The sequence below is a fragment of the Streptomyces sp. SolWspMP-5a-2 genome (genome assembly GCF_900091845.1).
Taxonomy (GTDB): domain Bacteria; phylum Actinomycetota; class Actinomycetes; order Streptomycetales; family Streptomycetaceae; genus Streptomyces; species Streptomyces doudnae.
Genome location: NZ_FMCI01000284.1, coordinates 1 through 14,293, shown reverse-complemented (window position 1 = coordinate 14,293; position 14,293 = coordinate 1). Strand labels below are relative to the sequence as shown.

The following is a 14,293-nucleotide window of genomic DNA, read 5'->3' as shown; positions in this document are numbered from 1 at the left end:
GGCCGGTCCGGCGGGGGCGGGTCCAGGCGCTGCGCCGGGTTGACCTGACCGTCGGCGCCGGGGAGACCGTCGCCCTGATGGGACGCAACGGCGCCGGGAAGTCGACGCTGCTCGGCGCGCTCGTCGGACTGGTGCCGCCCACCGCCGGAAGCGTGCGGGTCGGCGGCCTGGTCCCGCACCGGACCGCGCCGCGCGAGCTGGTGCGGCGGGTCGGCCTCGTCCCGCAGGACCCCCGCGACCTGCTGTACGCGGACACGGTGGGCGGCGAGTGCGAGGCCGCCGACCGGGACGCGGGCGCCGAGCCCGGCCGGTGCCGGGCGCTGGTGGCCGGGCTGCTGCCGGGCATCGAGGACGGCACCCATCCGCGCGACCTCTCCGAGGGGCAGCGGCTCACGCTGGCGCTGGCCGTCGTGCTGACCGCGCGTCCGCCGCTGCTGCTGCTCGACGAGCCGACCCGGGGCCTCGACTACGCGGCCAAGGCCCGCCTGGTGGCACTGCTGCGCACGCTGGCCGCCGAGGGCCACGCCATCGTGCTGGCCACCCACGACGTCGAGCTGGCCGCCGAGCTGGCGCACCGGGTGGTGCTGCTGGCCGAGGGCGAGGTGATCGCCGACGGGCCGACCGCCGACGTGGTCGTCTCCTCGCCGTCCTTCGCGCCGCAGGTCGCGAAGATCCTGGCCCCGCAGCGGTGGCTCACCGTCGCCCAGGTGCGCGAGGCGCTGGCGTGAGCGCGCCGGGGCCGCGCCGGAGCAGGCCGGCCGTGATCGGGCTCGGCCCCCGGGCCGTCGTCGCGCTGCTCCTGGTCGGGGCCGTCGGGGTGGCCGCCTTCGGGTGGCCGTTCCTCGCACCGCCGACGTCCCGGGTCGCCGCGCACGCCCAGGACGCGCCGTGGCTCTTCGCGGGGCTGCTGGTGCTGCTGGTCGCCGTGGTGGCGGCGACGATCTCGGAGTCGGGGCTCGGGCCCAAGGCGGTCGCGATGCTCGGGGTGCTGGCGGCGACGGGCGCCGCGCTGCGGCCGATCGGCGCGGGCACGGCCGGGATCGAGCCGATGTTCTTCCTGATGGTGCTGAGCGGGCGGGTCCTCGGCCCCGGCTTCGGCTTCACCCTCGGTTCGCTCACCATGTTCGCGTCGGCGCTGCTCACCGGCGGGGTGGGGCCCTGGATGCCGTTCCAGATGCTGGCGATGGGCTGGTTCACGATGGGCGCGGGCCTGCTGCCGGGGCCCGAGCGGATCAGGGGGACGGCCGAGCGGCTCCTGCTCGCCGGTTACGGCTCGGTGGCCGCGTTCGCCTACGGCACCCTGATGAACCTCGCGGGCTGGCCCTTCATGAGCGGTCTGGCCTCGGGGATCGGCTTCGACGCGGAGGCCGGGGTGGCGGCCAACCTCGCCAGGTTCACCGCGTACTGCCTGGCCACGTCGCTCGGCTGGGACCTGGGGCGGGCCGTCGTCACCGTGGTGCTGACCCTGACGGCGGGGCCCGCCGTGCTGCGGGCGCTGCGCCGGGCGACGCGGCGGGCGGCGTTCGAGACCGGCGTCACCTTCGAGGGGCACGGAGCGTCGCGCGAGGGTCACCCCGAGGCCGTTGAGCGGTGAAGCACCCCACGTGACCCAGTTCACTCACTATCCGGCTTAGTAGACATTTCGGACGCCATGGGCATGCCATAACTGCCTCTGACCTGCGCGTTGAGAGCCGCGTCACACAAGCCGCACACGCCTCACATGCGACCACAACTAGTAAAAGGGGTCATTGCGGGCGGCTTCCCGGCCTGCTTCTCTGGACGACGTCGCACGGCACCGACCGGCCCCCGGGTCGCGGAGCCGACGTTCACCTCACGGCGCGGTCGTCCGCTCCCCGGGTGCACGAGAGCGGCCGCACTGTCCCCGAGGAAAAGGTTCCCCGTGCTCGTCTCCCGCATCGCCCGCATGTCCCCGAAGAAGGCCCTCGCCTCCGCCGCCGTGGCCGCCGCCACCACCGGCATGGTGCTGACCGCGGCCCCCGCTCACGCCGCGACCACCAACGCCTCCTCCGCCCAGGCCGTCGCGCAGAAGATGATCCCGGACAAGGCCCAGTACGCCGCGTTCAGCAACATCGTCTCGCACGAGAGCGGCTGGAACGTGACCGCGACCAACGCCTCGTCCGGCGCCTACGGCCTGGTCCAGGCCCTGCCCGGCTCGAAGATGGCCTCCTCCGGCTCCGACTGGAAGACCAACCCGGCCACCCAGATCAAGTGGGGCCTGGACTACATGAACTCGCGCTACGGCTCCCCGACGGCCGCCTGGTCCTTCTGGCAGGCGAACGGCTGGTACTGATCCACGCCACGCCGGGAGAACCGCCCGCACCGCGCCCGCACCCCCGCCCTTCCGGCGGGGGTGCGGGCGTCTGTGGTGGACTTGGCGCTCATGAGCGACCGAAACAGCGGTCCGGGCGGCGCACCGGACGGCCCGTCGCACGGCGCACCGGGCGGCCCGTCGGACGGCGCACCGGGCGGCCCGTCGGACGGCGGACCGGGCGCCGCACCGCCCGACCCGCCCGACGCGCCGGAAGCGCCGGACCCGGAGGCGCGCGGGGTGCGCCTCGTCGTCGTCCTGCTGGCCCTGACCGTGGTCAGCGGCCTGATCGACGCCGTCAGCTATCTGGGCCTCGGCCATGTCTTCACCGCCAACATGACCGGCAACGTGGTGGTGCTGGGCTTCGCCGCCGCCGGGGCGCCCGGCTTCTCCGTGCCGCACACCGCCACCTCCCTCGGCTTCTTCCTGCTCGGCGCGCTGACGGGCGGACGGGTCGCGGCCGCGCTCGGCACCGGCTCGCGCCGCACCTGGGCCCGGCGCACCCTCGGCGCCGAGGCCGTCCTGGTCGGGATCTCGGCGCTGGTCGCCTTCCTCGCGCCGGGCGCCACGGTCACCGTCTACGCGCTGATCGCCCTGACGGCGTTCGCGATGGGGCTGCGCAACGCCACGGTCCGCAAGCTGGGCGTCCCCGACCTGACGACGACCGTCCTCACCATGACCCTGACCGGGCTGGCCTCCGACTCCCGGGCGGGCGGCGGTGGCGGCCCGGCCCACCGCTCCCCGCGCCGCGCCGCCTCCGTGGTCGCCATGGCCGCCGGGGCGTTCCTGGGCGCGTGGCTGGTGGTCCACCACGACCTGGCCCTGCCCCTGCTGATCGCGGCGGTGGCGTCGGGCGCGCTGGCCCTGGTGGCGTCGGGACGCGAGTAGCGGCGGCGGCGGACGGAGGCGCACCGCCGGGGGGCGGCGAGCACAGGGCGGGCGCGGGCCTGCGGAGCAGACGCGGGCGTACCGAGCAGACGCGGGCGCGGGCGTGCGGGACGGGCCGGCGGCGCCGGGATGCCGCCGGCCCGGGACGACGGGCCCCGCTCGGGGGCCGCTCAGCCCGCCCTGACCTGGAGTTCCTTCACCCCGTTGATCCAGGCCGAGCGGAGCCGCCGTGGGTCGCCCGCCAGGGTGAGGCCGGGCATCGTCTCGGCGATCGCGCCGAAGATCAGGTTGATCTCCAGGACGGCGAGCGACTTGCCGAGGCAGAAGTGCGGGCCCCCGCCGCCGAACCCGAGGTGCGGGTTGGGGTCGCGGGTGATGTCGAAGGCGTCGGGGTCGGTGAAGACCTCGGGGTCGTGGTTGGCGGAGGCGTAGAAGATGCCGACCCGGTCGCCCTTCCTGATCAGCTTGCCGCCGAGTTCGGTGTCCTGGGTGGCGGTCCGCTGGAACGCGTTGACCGGGGCCGCCCAGCGCACGATCTCCTCGGCGGTGGTCTGCGGCCGCTCCCGCTTGAACAGCTCCCACTGGTCGGGGTGGGTGAGGAAGGCGTGCATGCCGTGGGTGATGGCGTTGCGGGTGGTCTCGTTGCCCGCGACCGCGAGCATGAGCACGAAGAAGCCGAACTCGTCGGAGTTCAGGTTGCCCTCGTCCTCGGCGGCGACCAGCGTGCTGACGATGTCCTTGGCCGGGCACTGCTTGCGGTCGGCCGCCATGTTCATGGCGTAGGCGATGAGTTCGGTGGCCGACTCGGCGCCGACCTCCTCGGTGATGGCGTACTCGGGGTCGTCGTAGGCGATCATCCGGTTGGACCACTCGAAGATCCGGGTGCGGTCCTCCTGCGGGATGCCGATGAGTTCGGCGATGGCCTGGAGGGGCAGTTCGCAGGCGACCTCGGTGACGAAGTCGAAGGACCCGGTGCGGTCGCGGGCCGTGCGCGCGATGGCGTCGGCCCGCGCGCGCAGCCGGTCCTCCAGGGCGCGGATGGCACGCGGGGTGAAGACGCGCTGCACGATCTGGCGGACCCGGGTGTGCTCGGGCGGGTCCATGTTCAGCAGGATCAGCCGCTGCGCGTCGATCGCGTCGCGGTGCATGTGCTCGTTGAAGCGGATGATCGCCGTGTTGAGGTACGAGGAGAAGATCTCCGGATGGGTGGAAACGTACTTGACGTCCGCGTGCCGGGTGACCGCCCAGTAGCCCTCGTCCTGGAACCCGGCTACGTTGCCCGCCTGGGGGATCCAGCGCACCGGCTCGGCGCGCCGCAGCGCCGCGAACTCCGGCAGGGGGACCCGGTGGTGCAGCAGGTCGGGGTCGGTGAGGTCGAACCCGTCGGGGAGGGCTGGACAGGACATCGGCGGCTCCCGCTCCGTTCTGACGAGCCATCAGTTCCTGACGACTGCCGTGAAGGTAATGACGGGTCCGTGAAGTCGCAAGGGGCGGGGCCGCCCCAATTGCGTGCACGCCCCTTGCGGTGGCCCGCACGCTGTCAGCAGACTGCCTGACAGAACTAGAACACGTACTAGTTCTGCGTGGCGGGTGGCCGGGACGCCCGCGCCGCGCGGGTACCGGAGGAGAGGACTCGCCCCCAATGGCCGCGGAACCCGTGATCGTCGAAGCCGTACGGACCCCCATCGGCAAGCGCGGCGGCGCGCTCGCCCATCTGCACCCCGCCTACCTCCTCGGAGAGACCTACCGGGAGCTGCTCGGCCGCACCGGCATCCCCGCCGACGCGGTCGAGCAGATCGTGGGCGGCACCGTCACCCACGCCGGTGAGCAGTCGATGAACCCCGCCCGCACCGCCTGGCTGGCCATGGGCCTGCCCTACGAGACGGCGGCGACCACCGTCGACTGCCAGTGCGGCTCCTCGCAGCAGGCCGCGCACATGACGGCCAACATGATCGCGGCGGGCGTCATCGACGTCGGCATCAGCTGCGGCGTCGAGGCGATGAGCCGGGTGCCGCTGGGCTCGGGCTCCAAGCACGGGCCTGGCAAGCCCTTCCCCGACGAGTGGAACGTGGACCTGCCCAACCAGTTCGAGGCGGCCGAACGCATCGCCAGGCACCGGGGGCTGACCCGGGCGGACGTCGACGCGCTCGGCCTGCTCTCCCAGGAGCGGGCGGCCGCGGCCTGGGCCGAGGAGCGCTTCAAGCGGGAGACGTTCGCCGTCCAGGTGCCGACCACCGAGGAGGAGCAGCGGGCCGGTCAGGGCATGTGGCGGCTGGTCGACCGGGACGAGGGGCTGCGGGACACGTCGATGGAGGCGCTGGCCCGGCTGAAGCCGGTGATGCCGACGGCCGTGCACACGGCGGGCAACGCGTCGCAGATCAGCGACGGGGCGGCGGCCGTGATGTGGGCGTCGAAGCGGATGGCCCGCGCGCTGCGGCTGCGGCCCAGGGCCCGGATCGTGGCGCAGGCGCTGGTCGGCTCCGACCCGCACTTCCATCTGGACGGCCCCGTCGACGCGACCCGCGCGGTGCTCGGCAAGGCGGGCATGACGCTGAAGGACATCGACCTGGTCGAGATCAACGAGGCGTTCGCGTCAGTGGTGTTGAGCTGGGCGCAGGTCTTCGGACAGGACCTGCGGAAGGTGAACGTGAACGGCGGCGGGATCGCGCTCGGCCATCCGGTCGGCGCGACCGGTGCCCGGCTCATCACCACGGCGCTGCACGAACTGGAGCGCGCGGACAAGGAGTTCGCGCTGGTGACGATGTGCGCGGGCGGCGGTCTCGCCACCGGGACCATCATCCAGCGCCTGTAGCGGCCCAGTCGGCGAAGACGGAGAAGGCGGCGGACGCCAGGGTCAGCATCGGCCCGGCGGGCGCCTTGGAGTCACGTACCGAGACGGTGGCCGCGCGGCAGTCCGTCTCGGTGACCTCGACGCAGTTGCCGCTCTGGTCGTCGCTGTAGGACGACTTACACCAGGTGCTCTCCATAGCTGTCCTCCATCACGCACCGGATCAGCTCTGCCGTGTCCTTGAGGGAGAGTGCGGCGGCCTGGAGGTGATCGTAACGGTGCGAGAACGCCCTGACCGTGTCCGGGTCGGCGGTGGGATGGGCGCTGCCGTAGCCCTCGGTGTAGGCGATGGGAGCGTCGTTGGTGAAGCGGTAGATGTCGAACGAGCCGATCATCCCCGCGTGCGCGCCGGCCGAGAACGGCAGCACCTGGATGTTGACCCGGTGGCTGTCCTCGTAGGACAGGAGCCGGGCTAGCTGGCCGCGCATGGTGCGCGGGCCGCCGATCGCCTGGCGCAGCGCGGCCTCGCCGAGCACCACCCAGACGAACGGCGGTTCCTCCTTCTCGAAGAGGCGCTGCCGGGCCATCCGCACGGTGGTGCGGTCCTCCAGGTTGGAGCGGTCGATCACGCCGAGCACGGCGCGCGCGTACGCCTCGGTCTGCAACAGGCCCGGCATGATGCCCAGTTCGAAGGAGTAGATCTGTGCGGCCTTGGACTGGAGTTCCGCCACTTTCTGGAACCAGGCGGGGAGTTGGCTGCGCATGACGAGTTCGACGAGTCTGGACAGCAGGCCGCCGGTGCCGAGGGCCGCGTCGACCCGCTCGCTGAAGATCTGCGTCGGCAGCTTGCGGGCGGTCTCGACCTGACCGACCAGTGACGCGGTGTAGTTGACGATGTCACCGAGCTGACGCTGGGTCAGTCCGGCGGCCTCGCGGTGCCGTCGGAGTTCGAAGCCGTAGTAGTCGAGCGGCGAGGCACCCGGGTCGAGCGGGTTGATGTGGGTCACAGACGGGTCCCCTTCCACGTGACTCGGCACCCCGCCGCACGCGTTGTGTCCGTACTGTGGCCCACAGTAGTCGTGGCACGTCACCGCCGTACCGGGAACGGGCAGGTCCCGCGGGGGCGGGCCGTCAGGTGCTCGGCGCGGACTCCCTGACCGGTTCCCTGGCCCCGTCCGCGGCCTTCCGGGACGGGCTCCCGGCTCCGGCCCGGGGGCCCTGGAGGAGGTGGGCGAGCCCGAAGCCGGCGGCCACGACGGCCGCGCCGCCGACCGCGTCGAGCACCCAGTGGTTGCCGGTCGCCACGATCGCGGAGACGGTGAACAGCGGGTGCAGCAGGCCGAGCGCCTTCATCCACGCCCTGGGCGCGATGACCGCGACGACCACCCCGCACCACAGCGACCAGCCGAAGTGCAGCGACGGCATGGCCGCGTACTGGTTGGTGAGCGCGGTCAGGGTGCCGTAGTCGGGCTTGGAGAAGTCCTGGACGCCGTGCACGGTGTCGATGATCCCGAGGCCGGGCAGCAGCCGGGGCGGGGCCAGCGGGTAGAGCCAGAAGCCGACCAGGGCGAGCAGGGTGGCGAAGCCGAGGGTGGAGCGGGCCCAGCGGTAGTCGGCCGGGCGGCGCCAGTACAGCACCGCGAGCACGGCCAGCGGCACCACGAAGTGGAAGGACTCGTAGTAGAAGTCGAAGAAGTCCCGCAGCCAGCCGACCTTCACCACCGCGTGGTTGGCCCACAGCTCGATGTCGATGTGCAGGAACCGCTCGATGTCGAGGATCTGGTGCGCGTGCCCCTCGGCCCGCTCCCGCCCGGCGGAGTTGCTGCCGCCGGTCGCGGCGAGCCTGACCTGGGCGTAGGCGGCGTAGGTGACGCGGATGAGGAGGAGTTCGAGCAGGAGGTTGGGGCGGGTGAGGACCCGGCGCAGGAACGGCAGCAGCGGGACGTGCCGGAAGCGGCTGGGGACCGGGTCGGCGTACTCGGTGGGGACGGGCGAGCGGTAGGAGGGCGAGGTGCGCGGCAGGAACGGCACGACGGTCGCCGCGAGCAGCGCGGCGAGCAGGACGACGTTGTCGCGCAGCGGATGGACGGCCGCCATGTTCGGCAGCAGCATCTTCGCGGGCAGCGTCATCAGCAGCACCACGGCGACGGGCCACACGTACCGGTCGGAGGCGCGCGTGCCGACCCGGCCGACGACCGCGAGCAGCACCCACAGGAGCTGGTGCTGCCAGGTGGTCGGGGAGACGGCGACCGCGGCGCAGCCGGTGACGGCGACCGCGAGCAGGAGCTGCCCGTCGCGCGCGTAGCGCACGGCGCGGCGCACCCCGAGGACGGCGACGGCGGTGCCGAGGGCCAGGAACAGGCCGATCTCCAGCGGGCCGGTGAGGCCGAGGCGCAGCAGGGCGCCGTGCAGGGACTGGTTGGCGAGGTCGTCGGCGGGGGCGCCGAGCCCGGTGCCCGCCATGTGGTGCACCCAGTAGGTGTACGAGTCGTGCGGCAGCGCCGCCCAGGCGAGCAGGGTGCAGGCGGCGAAGGTGGCGCCCGCGGTGACGGCGGCCCGGCGGCGGGCGGTGAACCAGAGCAGGGGCGCGAAGAGGAGCACGGGCGGCTGGAACGCTGCGGCGACGCCGATCAGCAGGCCGCCCGCGTACCGGCCGCGGACGACGAAGCAGCCGAGGAGGACCAGCAGCACCGGGATGATGCTGGTCTGGCCGAGCCAGAGGGTGTTGCGCACCGGCAGCGACAGCATGAGCAGGCTGATGGCGACCGGGGCCGCCAGCAGCGAGGTGCGGCGGCTGACGGGCTGCGGCAAGGCGCGGGCGGCGACCAGGCCGAGCGCGACGACCAGCAGCAGGGTGCCGAAGGTCCAGCCCCAGCCGAGGGCCTGTTCGGCGGTGCGGGTGAGGGGCTTGAGGACGAGCCCCGACCAGGGGGTCCCGGTGAAGCGCGTGGAGTCGTAGAGGGACCCCTTCACGTGTAGGACGCCGTGCGGTCCTACCCAGGTCTCCAGGTCGGTGAGCCGGTCGCCCTTCGGGGTGCCGAGGACCGCGGTGAGCTGCCGTATCGCGAGGACCGCGGCGATCAGCCACAGACCGAGCCGCGCGGCGCCCAGGCGTCCCCCCACCGCCTCGAACGCGTCCCCCGGCCGCCGCCCGCTGTGCTCCACGTTCGCCACGCCTCGTAGGCCTCCCGCCCCGTCGTCCCGCCGCTCCGTCGCGTGGGAGATCCCCCGCGAACCCTATGAGGCTCGCACCACCCCGCGGAAGGGACGCAGGCAACCCCCTCTTCACCTGACGTCCGCCCGCCTTTTGTGCGGATGACGATAGTGCGCGGGCGGTTGCGCCGTTCCCGCGGAGAGCGAGATGGATCACAGCGGGCGCCCGCGGGAACCGCTGCCGGGCGGGGGGATCTGCCTGCGTACGCCCCGTTTGCCTGCCCTGTGCCACGAGGGGCGCACCGTCCGTGATCGGGACATCCGGACCTATCTTCGACTTTTCGCAGTCCGCCGCCGTCGTCGAGCTGCTTGCTGGTCCCGTCCCCGACGAAAGGCAGGCGAGCCCCGTTTTGGCGACCGCCGAGATCACCGCGCCCCCGGTCCGCGAGGACCACTCCCCCGACGTCACCGTCACCGATCCCGCGCTGGTCGGGCGGGCCGTCAAGGCGGCCGCGCTGGGCAACGCGATGGAGTGGTTCGACTTCGGCGTCTACAGCTACATCGCGGTGACGCTGGGCAAGGTCTTCTTCCCGTCGGGCAGCCCGACCGTGCAGCTCCTGTCGACGTTCGGCGCCTTCGCCGCGGCCTTCCTGGTCCGCCCCCTGGGCGGTCTGGTCTTCGGCCCGCTGGGCGACCGGGTGGGCCGGCAGAAGGTCCTCGCGCTGACGATGATCATGATGGCGGCGGGCACCTTCGCGATCGGCCTGATCCCGTCCTACGGCGCGATCGGCGTCGGGGCGCCGCTGCTGCTCCTGGCCGCGCGTCTGGTGCAGGGCTTCTCGACCGGCGGCGAGTACGCGGGCGCCTCGACGTTCATCGCCGAGTACGCGCCGGACAAGCGGCGCGGGTTCCTCGGGAGCTGGCTGGAGTTCGGCACCCTCGCCGGGTACATCGGCGGCGCGGGCCTGGTGACGCTGATGACGGCCCTGCTCCCCGCGGAGGACCTGCTCTCCTGGGGCTGGCGGATCCCGTTCCTGATCGCGGGTCCGATGGGCCTGGTCGGCCTGTACCTGCGGATGCGCCTGGAGGAGACCCCGGCGTTCGCCGCCGAGGCGCGCAAGGCCGGGACGGCCGGGACGGAGCGCCCGCGGGTGCCGCTGCGCGAGATGGTGACCGGCCAGTGGCGGGCGCTGCTGCTCTGCGTCGGCCTGGTGCTGGTCTTCAACGTCACCGACTACATGCTGCTGTCGTACATGCCGAGCTATCTGACGAGCGAGCTGGAGTACGACGAGACGCACGGCCTGCTGGTGGTGCTCGGGGTGATGGCCCTGATGATGGTCGTCCAGCCGTTCGCTGGTGCCCTCACCGACCGGGTCGGACGCCGTCCGGTGATCGCGGCGGGCTGCGCCGGGTTCCTGTTCCTCTCGGTGCCCGCGCTGCTGCTGATCCGGCAGGGCGGTCTGCCGGCGATCGCCCTCGGGATGGGCGCCCTGGGGCTGCTTCTGGTCTGCTTCACGGCGGCGATGCCGTCCGCGCTGCCCGCCCTGTTCCCGACCCGGGTGCGCTACGGCTCGCTGTCGATCGGGTTCAACGTCTCCGTGTCGCTCTTCGGCGGGACCACCCCGCTGGTGGTCACGGCCCTGATCGGCGCCACCGGGAACCTGATGATGCCCGCCTACTACATGATGGCGGCGGCCGTGGTCGGCGGCTTCGCGGTGTGGCGGATGAGCGAGTCGGCGGGCCGCCCGCTGCCCGGTTCGGCACCCTCGGTGGCACCCCGGTAGCTGTCCGGAAACCCATCCGGAACCCGCGCCTCCCCCGTACCGTCTGAATCCCTGTCCGCAGGCGACGGGTCGGCTGGAGGCGCCGCGATGGCCGCACGGTTCCCGCACGGTCCGGCACGCGCGCGCGTGCCGGTCCCTCCCCGCCCCCGCGCCGCCCGCTCCAGGGCCCGCGCGCTGGCCGTCGTCTGCGTCCTGCTCGCCGTCCAGCTCGGGTCGCTGCTCGCGCCCGCCTGGGCGTGCGGCTGCGGGGTGGTGCCGGAGGGCGGGCGGGTGGTCACGGTGGCCCGGGAGGAGTCCGCGGTCCGCTGGGACGGCCGCGAGGAGCAGATCGTCATGAGCCTGACGGTCGCGGGCGACGCGAGCCGGGCCGCCTGGGTCGTCCCGGTGCCGCACCGCGCGACGGTCGGGCCCGCCGACCCCGCACTGTTCACCCGGCTGGCGGCCGCCACGGCGCCGGTGCGCAGGACCCGCCACCACTTCTGGCCGCGGGACGACGACTGGCCGCTGGTCACCGGCGGCGCCCGGTCCGTCCCCGGCCCGCCGCCGTTCCCCGGCGTCGGCGTGGTCGGCCGCCAGCGGCTCGGCGTCCTCGACGTGGCCCGGCTGACCGCGACCGACCCGGCCGCCCTGGAACGCTGGCTGGCCCGCAACGGCTTCGCCCTCCCGCCCCGGCTCGCCGCCGCCCTGGAGCCGTACGTGGCGCGCCGCTGGGAGTACGTGGCGGTCCGGGTGGCACCCGGCGCGGGCGCCGCCCCGCTGCGCGGCACCCTCGACCCGCTGCGGCTCGTCTTCCGCTCCGCGCGCCCGGTCTACCCGATGCGGCTGTCCCGGCTGGCCCGCGAACCGCAGTCGCTGGCCCTGTACGTCCTCGCCGCGCACCGGATGGAACCGGTCTCGGCGATCGGCGGGGAGCGTCCCCGCACCACCTTCGCGGGCCGGGTCACCGACCGTTCGGGCCCGCTGGCCGAGCTGGCCCGGGGCACCCCGTACCTGACCGCCGTCCACCAGGAGTTCCCGTCCCCGGCCTCGATCGACGACGACCACGTGCTGCGCGGGGCCGCCGCCGACACCCCGGTGCGGCAGGTCGTCTACGAGGACCGGCTGCGCACCCTGGCGGGTCTGCCCGCCTGGCTGCTGGCCCTCGGGGGCGCGCTGCTGCTGGCGCTCGCTGCGGCGGCCGGACCGGCCCTGCGCCGCGCCCGTGACCCGGCCGCCCGGACATCCGTTAGCATCGCTAGTTAGAGAGACTAACGAGACGTGGAGGTACGGGGCCATGAGCGATCCGCAGGTCTGGACGGACGTCGACGACTACTTCACCACCCACCTCGCCCCCGGCGACGCGGCCCTGACGGCGGCCCTCCGGGACAGCGCGGCCGCCGGTCTCCCGCCGATCGCGGTGACCGCGCCGCAGGGCAAGCTGCTGCACCTCCTCGCCACCGTGCAGGGCGCGCGCACCGTGCTGGAGATCGGCACCCTGGGCGGCTACAGCACCATCTGGCTGGCCCGCGCGCTGCCCGCCGACGGGCGTCTGACGTCGCTGGAGTTCAGCCCGCACCACGCGGAGGTCGCCACCCGCAACCTCGCCCGCGCGGGGCTGGACAAGCTGGTCGAGGTGCGGGTGGGCCCGGCCCTGGAGTCGCTGCCCGCGCTGGCCGAGGAGAACCCGCCGCCGTTCGACCTGGTCTTCATCGACGCGGACAAGGCCAACAACCCCCACTACCTCGACTGGGCCCTGAAGCTGACCCGGCCGGGCAGTCTGATCGTCCTCGACAACGTCGTCCGCGGCGGCCGGGTCGCCGATCCGGGCAGCGCCGAACCGGACGTCGTCGGCACCCGTGCCGCCGTCGAACTGGTCGGCGCGCACCCGAGGCTGGACGGCACGGCGGTCCAGACGGTCGGCGGCAAGGGCTACGACGGCTTCCTGCTGGCGCGGGTGCTGGACTGACGTCCGGGCCGGGCCCGCGGGCTCAGGCCTCGTGGTAGAAGCCGACGTTGACGCTGCGCGGGGCGGTGCGGTCCTGGACGACGATCTCGCCGCTGCCGCCCCTGGGCAGGGTCACGCAGCCGCCGTAGGCGAGCATCTGCGCGTACTCCCCGACGATCAGCCGCACCTCGGCCGACGGGTCGGCCTGCGACCCGCGCAACCAGCTGACCTGCCAGACCCCTTCGGGGCCGCAGAGGAACTCCAGGTGGACGCGGGAGACGAACAGCCAGTCGTCCGGCGTCGCCAGGCGGCACACCGACCGGTCGCGCCCCACCCGCAGCACGGCTCCGGGCTCGCTCGGCGCGTCGGCCATGAGCATGCCCGCCGTGGCCCCCTCTTCCGCCCCGGACACGGTGGCCATGGTGAGTTCGAGCACGTGCGCTCCTCCTGAAGTGTGCGTACACAGCCGCCGCATGATAAATCGCCCGGCCATGTCCCGTCCGGCACAATGGAGTCATGACCGAGCGAAAGCCACCCGGCGTACCGTTCGAATCCTGGGTCGACCGGCAGATCCGCGACGGCGCGCGGCGGGGCGGGTTCGACGGTCTGGCGGGCGCGGGAAAGCCGCTGCCGGCCGGCAGCGACACGTCCTACGACGAACTGTGGTGGATCAAGGAGAAGATGGCCCGCGAGGGGCTCTCCGTGCTGCCGCCGACGCTGGCCCTGCGCAAGGAGGCCGAGGACACCCTCGCCGAGGCGCTGGCGGCCCCCTCGGAGCGGGTGGTGCGCGCGCTCGTCGGGCGGATCAACACCAGGCTGCTCGCCATGATGCTCAGGCCGCCGCCCGGCCCCCCCGCTGGGAATGCGGCCCTACGACGTCGAAGAGGTCGTGGGGCGGTGGCGGGAGCGCCGGGCGGCCGACGGGGACGGCTCGGCCGGGAAGCAGGCGGAGCCGGGCGGCTGACGGGGACGGCGGTTCAGCCCTGGAGCAGGCGGTCGGCCAGCTCCCGGTAGTCGCGCAGGGCGAGCCTGAGCTGCTCGGTGTCCGCGCCGCCGTCGTCCTCGCCCCACGAGGTGCGCAGGTGGCGGCGGCGTTCGGTCACCGCCTCGGTGAAGCGGTCCGCGATCTGGCCGAGGATCTGGTCGGCCTCGGCGACGGAGGCACGGGGCTCGTCGACGAACCCGGCGACCGCGGTCTGGAGCTGCTGCCCGAGCTTGTCGGACTCCTCCCGCGGGAAGAGCGTGAGGCTCCCGGACGACGATGCCCCGGACCCGGTGGCCCCGGCCGCCGCCGTCCCGGTCGCCGACCGCGCGGACCCGGTGCCACGCGACCCGTCCGTCCGGGCCCCGTCCTTCGCGGCGGCGTCGGGGGTGCGGGCGCCGTCCGGGGTCTTCGCGGAGAGCGGCCTCGGCGTGGTCCGCGGCCC

Annotated in this window: 14 protein-coding genes and 1 pseudogene; 9 read left to right on the top strand and 6 right to left on the bottom strand. The window is 73.7% G+C overall.

The window, feature by feature from the left end; all coding sequences use genetic code 11:
* From GA0115242_RS28580 to GA0115242_RS28565, 4 genes are all read left to right on the top strand, one after another.
* On the top strand, nucleotides 1–728 hold a 728-nt coding region (locus tag GA0115242_RS28580; RefSeq protein WP_141721780.1), incomplete at its 5' end, for an energy-coupling factor ABC transporter ATP-binding protein.
* Nucleotides 725–1,594 carry an ECF transporter S component gene (locus GA0115242_RS28575; protein WP_093833500.1) on the top strand — a complete coding sequence of 290 codons (870 nt, stop codon included), beginning with the start codon at nucleotides 725–727 and terminating at the stop codon, nucleotides 1,592–1,594. The genes GA0115242_RS28580 and GA0115242_RS28575, both read left to right, overlap by 4 nt.
* Nucleotides 1,595–1,900: 306 nt before the next feature.
* Complete coding sequence (locus GA0115242_RS28570; protein ID WP_093833498.1) at nucleotides 1,901–2,311, top strand: aggregation-promoting factor C-terminal-like domain-containing protein; 411 nt, start codon at nucleotides 1,901–1,903, stop codon at nucleotides 2,309–2,311.
* 90 nt (nucleotides 2,312–2,401) lie between these two features.
* Nucleotides 2,402–3,217, top strand: coding sequence for a YoaK family protein (locus GA0115242_RS28565; RefSeq protein ID WP_093833496.1), 816 nt, complete (start codon nucleotides 2,402–2,404; stop codon nucleotides 3,215–3,217).
* Nucleotides 3,218–3,387: 170 nt separating this feature from the next.
* Here GA0115242_RS28565 and GA0115242_RS28560 read toward each other — a convergent pair whose 3' ends face one another.
* Entirely contained in the window at nucleotides 3,388–4,623 is a 1,236-nt protein-coding gene (locus tag GA0115242_RS28560; protein ID WP_093833494.1) for a cytochrome P450, read from the bottom strand.
* Nucleotides 4,624–4,859: 236 nt separating this feature from the next.
* Between GA0115242_RS28560 and GA0115242_RS28555 the strand changes: the two genes are divergently transcribed.
* Nucleotides 4,860–6,029, top strand: coding sequence for a steroid 3-ketoacyl-CoA thiolase (locus GA0115242_RS28555; protein WP_093833492.1), 1,170 nt, complete (start codon nucleotides 4,860–4,862; stop codon nucleotides 6,027–6,029).
* On the opposite strand, the gene GA0115242_RS28550 is transcribed toward GA0115242_RS28555, so the two are convergent.
* From GA0115242_RS28550 to GA0115242_RS28540, 3 genes are all read right to left on the bottom strand, one after another.
* A complete protein-coding gene (locus GA0115242_RS28550; protein WP_093833490.1) occupies nucleotides 6,013–6,204 on the bottom strand; it encodes a DUF397 domain-containing protein in 192 nt (63 codons plus the stop codon). The two genes, GA0115242_RS28555 and GA0115242_RS28550, sit on opposite strands and share 17 nt — an antisense overlap.
* On the bottom strand, nucleotides 6,185–7,012 hold the full coding sequence (locus GA0115242_RS28545) for a helix-turn-helix domain-containing protein (protein WP_093833488.1): 828 nt from the start codon (nucleotides 7,010–7,012) through the stop codon (nucleotides 6,185–6,187). Before GA0115242_RS28545 ends, GA0115242_RS28550 begins: the two co-directional genes overlap by 20 nt.
* Nucleotides 7,013–7,136: 124 nt before the next feature.
* On the bottom strand, nucleotides 7,137–9,179 hold the full coding sequence (locus GA0115242_RS28540) for a bifunctional glycosyltransferase 87/phosphatase PAP2 family protein (protein WP_093833486.1): 2,043 nt from the start codon (nucleotides 9,177–9,179) through the stop codon (nucleotides 7,137–7,139).
* Between the two features lie 389 nt (nucleotides 9,180–9,568).
* Between GA0115242_RS28540 and proP the strand changes: the two genes are divergently transcribed.
* The 3 genes from proP to GA0115242_RS28525 all read left to right on the top strand — a co-directional run bounded on the left by proP (nucleotide 9,569) and on the right by GA0115242_RS28525 (nucleotide 12,887).
* On the top strand, nucleotides 9,569–10,942 hold the full coding sequence (gene proP / locus GA0115242_RS28535) for a glycine betaine/L-proline transporter ProP (protein WP_107461507.1): 1,374 nt from the start codon (nucleotides 9,569–9,571) through the stop codon (nucleotides 10,940–10,942).
* Nucleotides 10,943–11,029: 87 nt separating this feature from the next.
* Nucleotides 11,030–12,184, top strand: a complete 1,155-nt coding sequence (locus GA0115242_RS28530) for a DUF2330 domain-containing protein (protein WP_093833484.1) — start codon at nucleotides 11,030–11,032, stop codon at nucleotides 12,182–12,184.
* Nucleotides 12,185–12,215: 31 nt separating this feature from the next.
* The gene (locus GA0115242_RS28525) at nucleotides 12,216–12,887 is read left to right on the top strand and encodes an O-methyltransferase (protein ID WP_093833482.1); all 672 of its coding nucleotides are present in this window, start codon (nucleotides 12,216–12,218) and stop codon (nucleotides 12,885–12,887) included.
* 22 nt (nucleotides 12,888–12,909) lie between these two features.
* On the opposite strand, the gene GA0115242_RS28520 is transcribed toward GA0115242_RS28525, so the two are convergent.
* Nucleotides 12,910–13,302, bottom strand: a complete 393-nt coding sequence (locus tag GA0115242_RS28520; protein WP_093833480.1) for a hypothetical protein — start codon at nucleotides 13,300–13,302, stop codon at nucleotides 12,910–12,912.
* An 80-nt stretch (nucleotides 13,303–13,382) separates the two neighbouring features.
* Here GA0115242_RS28520 and GA0115242_RS28515 point away from each other — a divergent pair.
* Nucleotides 13,383–13,830, top strand: a pseudogene (locus tag GA0115242_RS28515) (DUF1992 domain-containing protein).
* A gap of 13 nt (nucleotides 13,831–13,843) precedes the next feature.
* Here GA0115242_RS28515 and GA0115242_RS40940 read toward each other — a convergent pair.
* The coding region (locus tag GA0115242_RS40940; RefSeq protein WP_176729929.1) for a hypothetical protein at nucleotides 13,844–14,293 on the bottom strand (450 nt) is incomplete at its 5' end.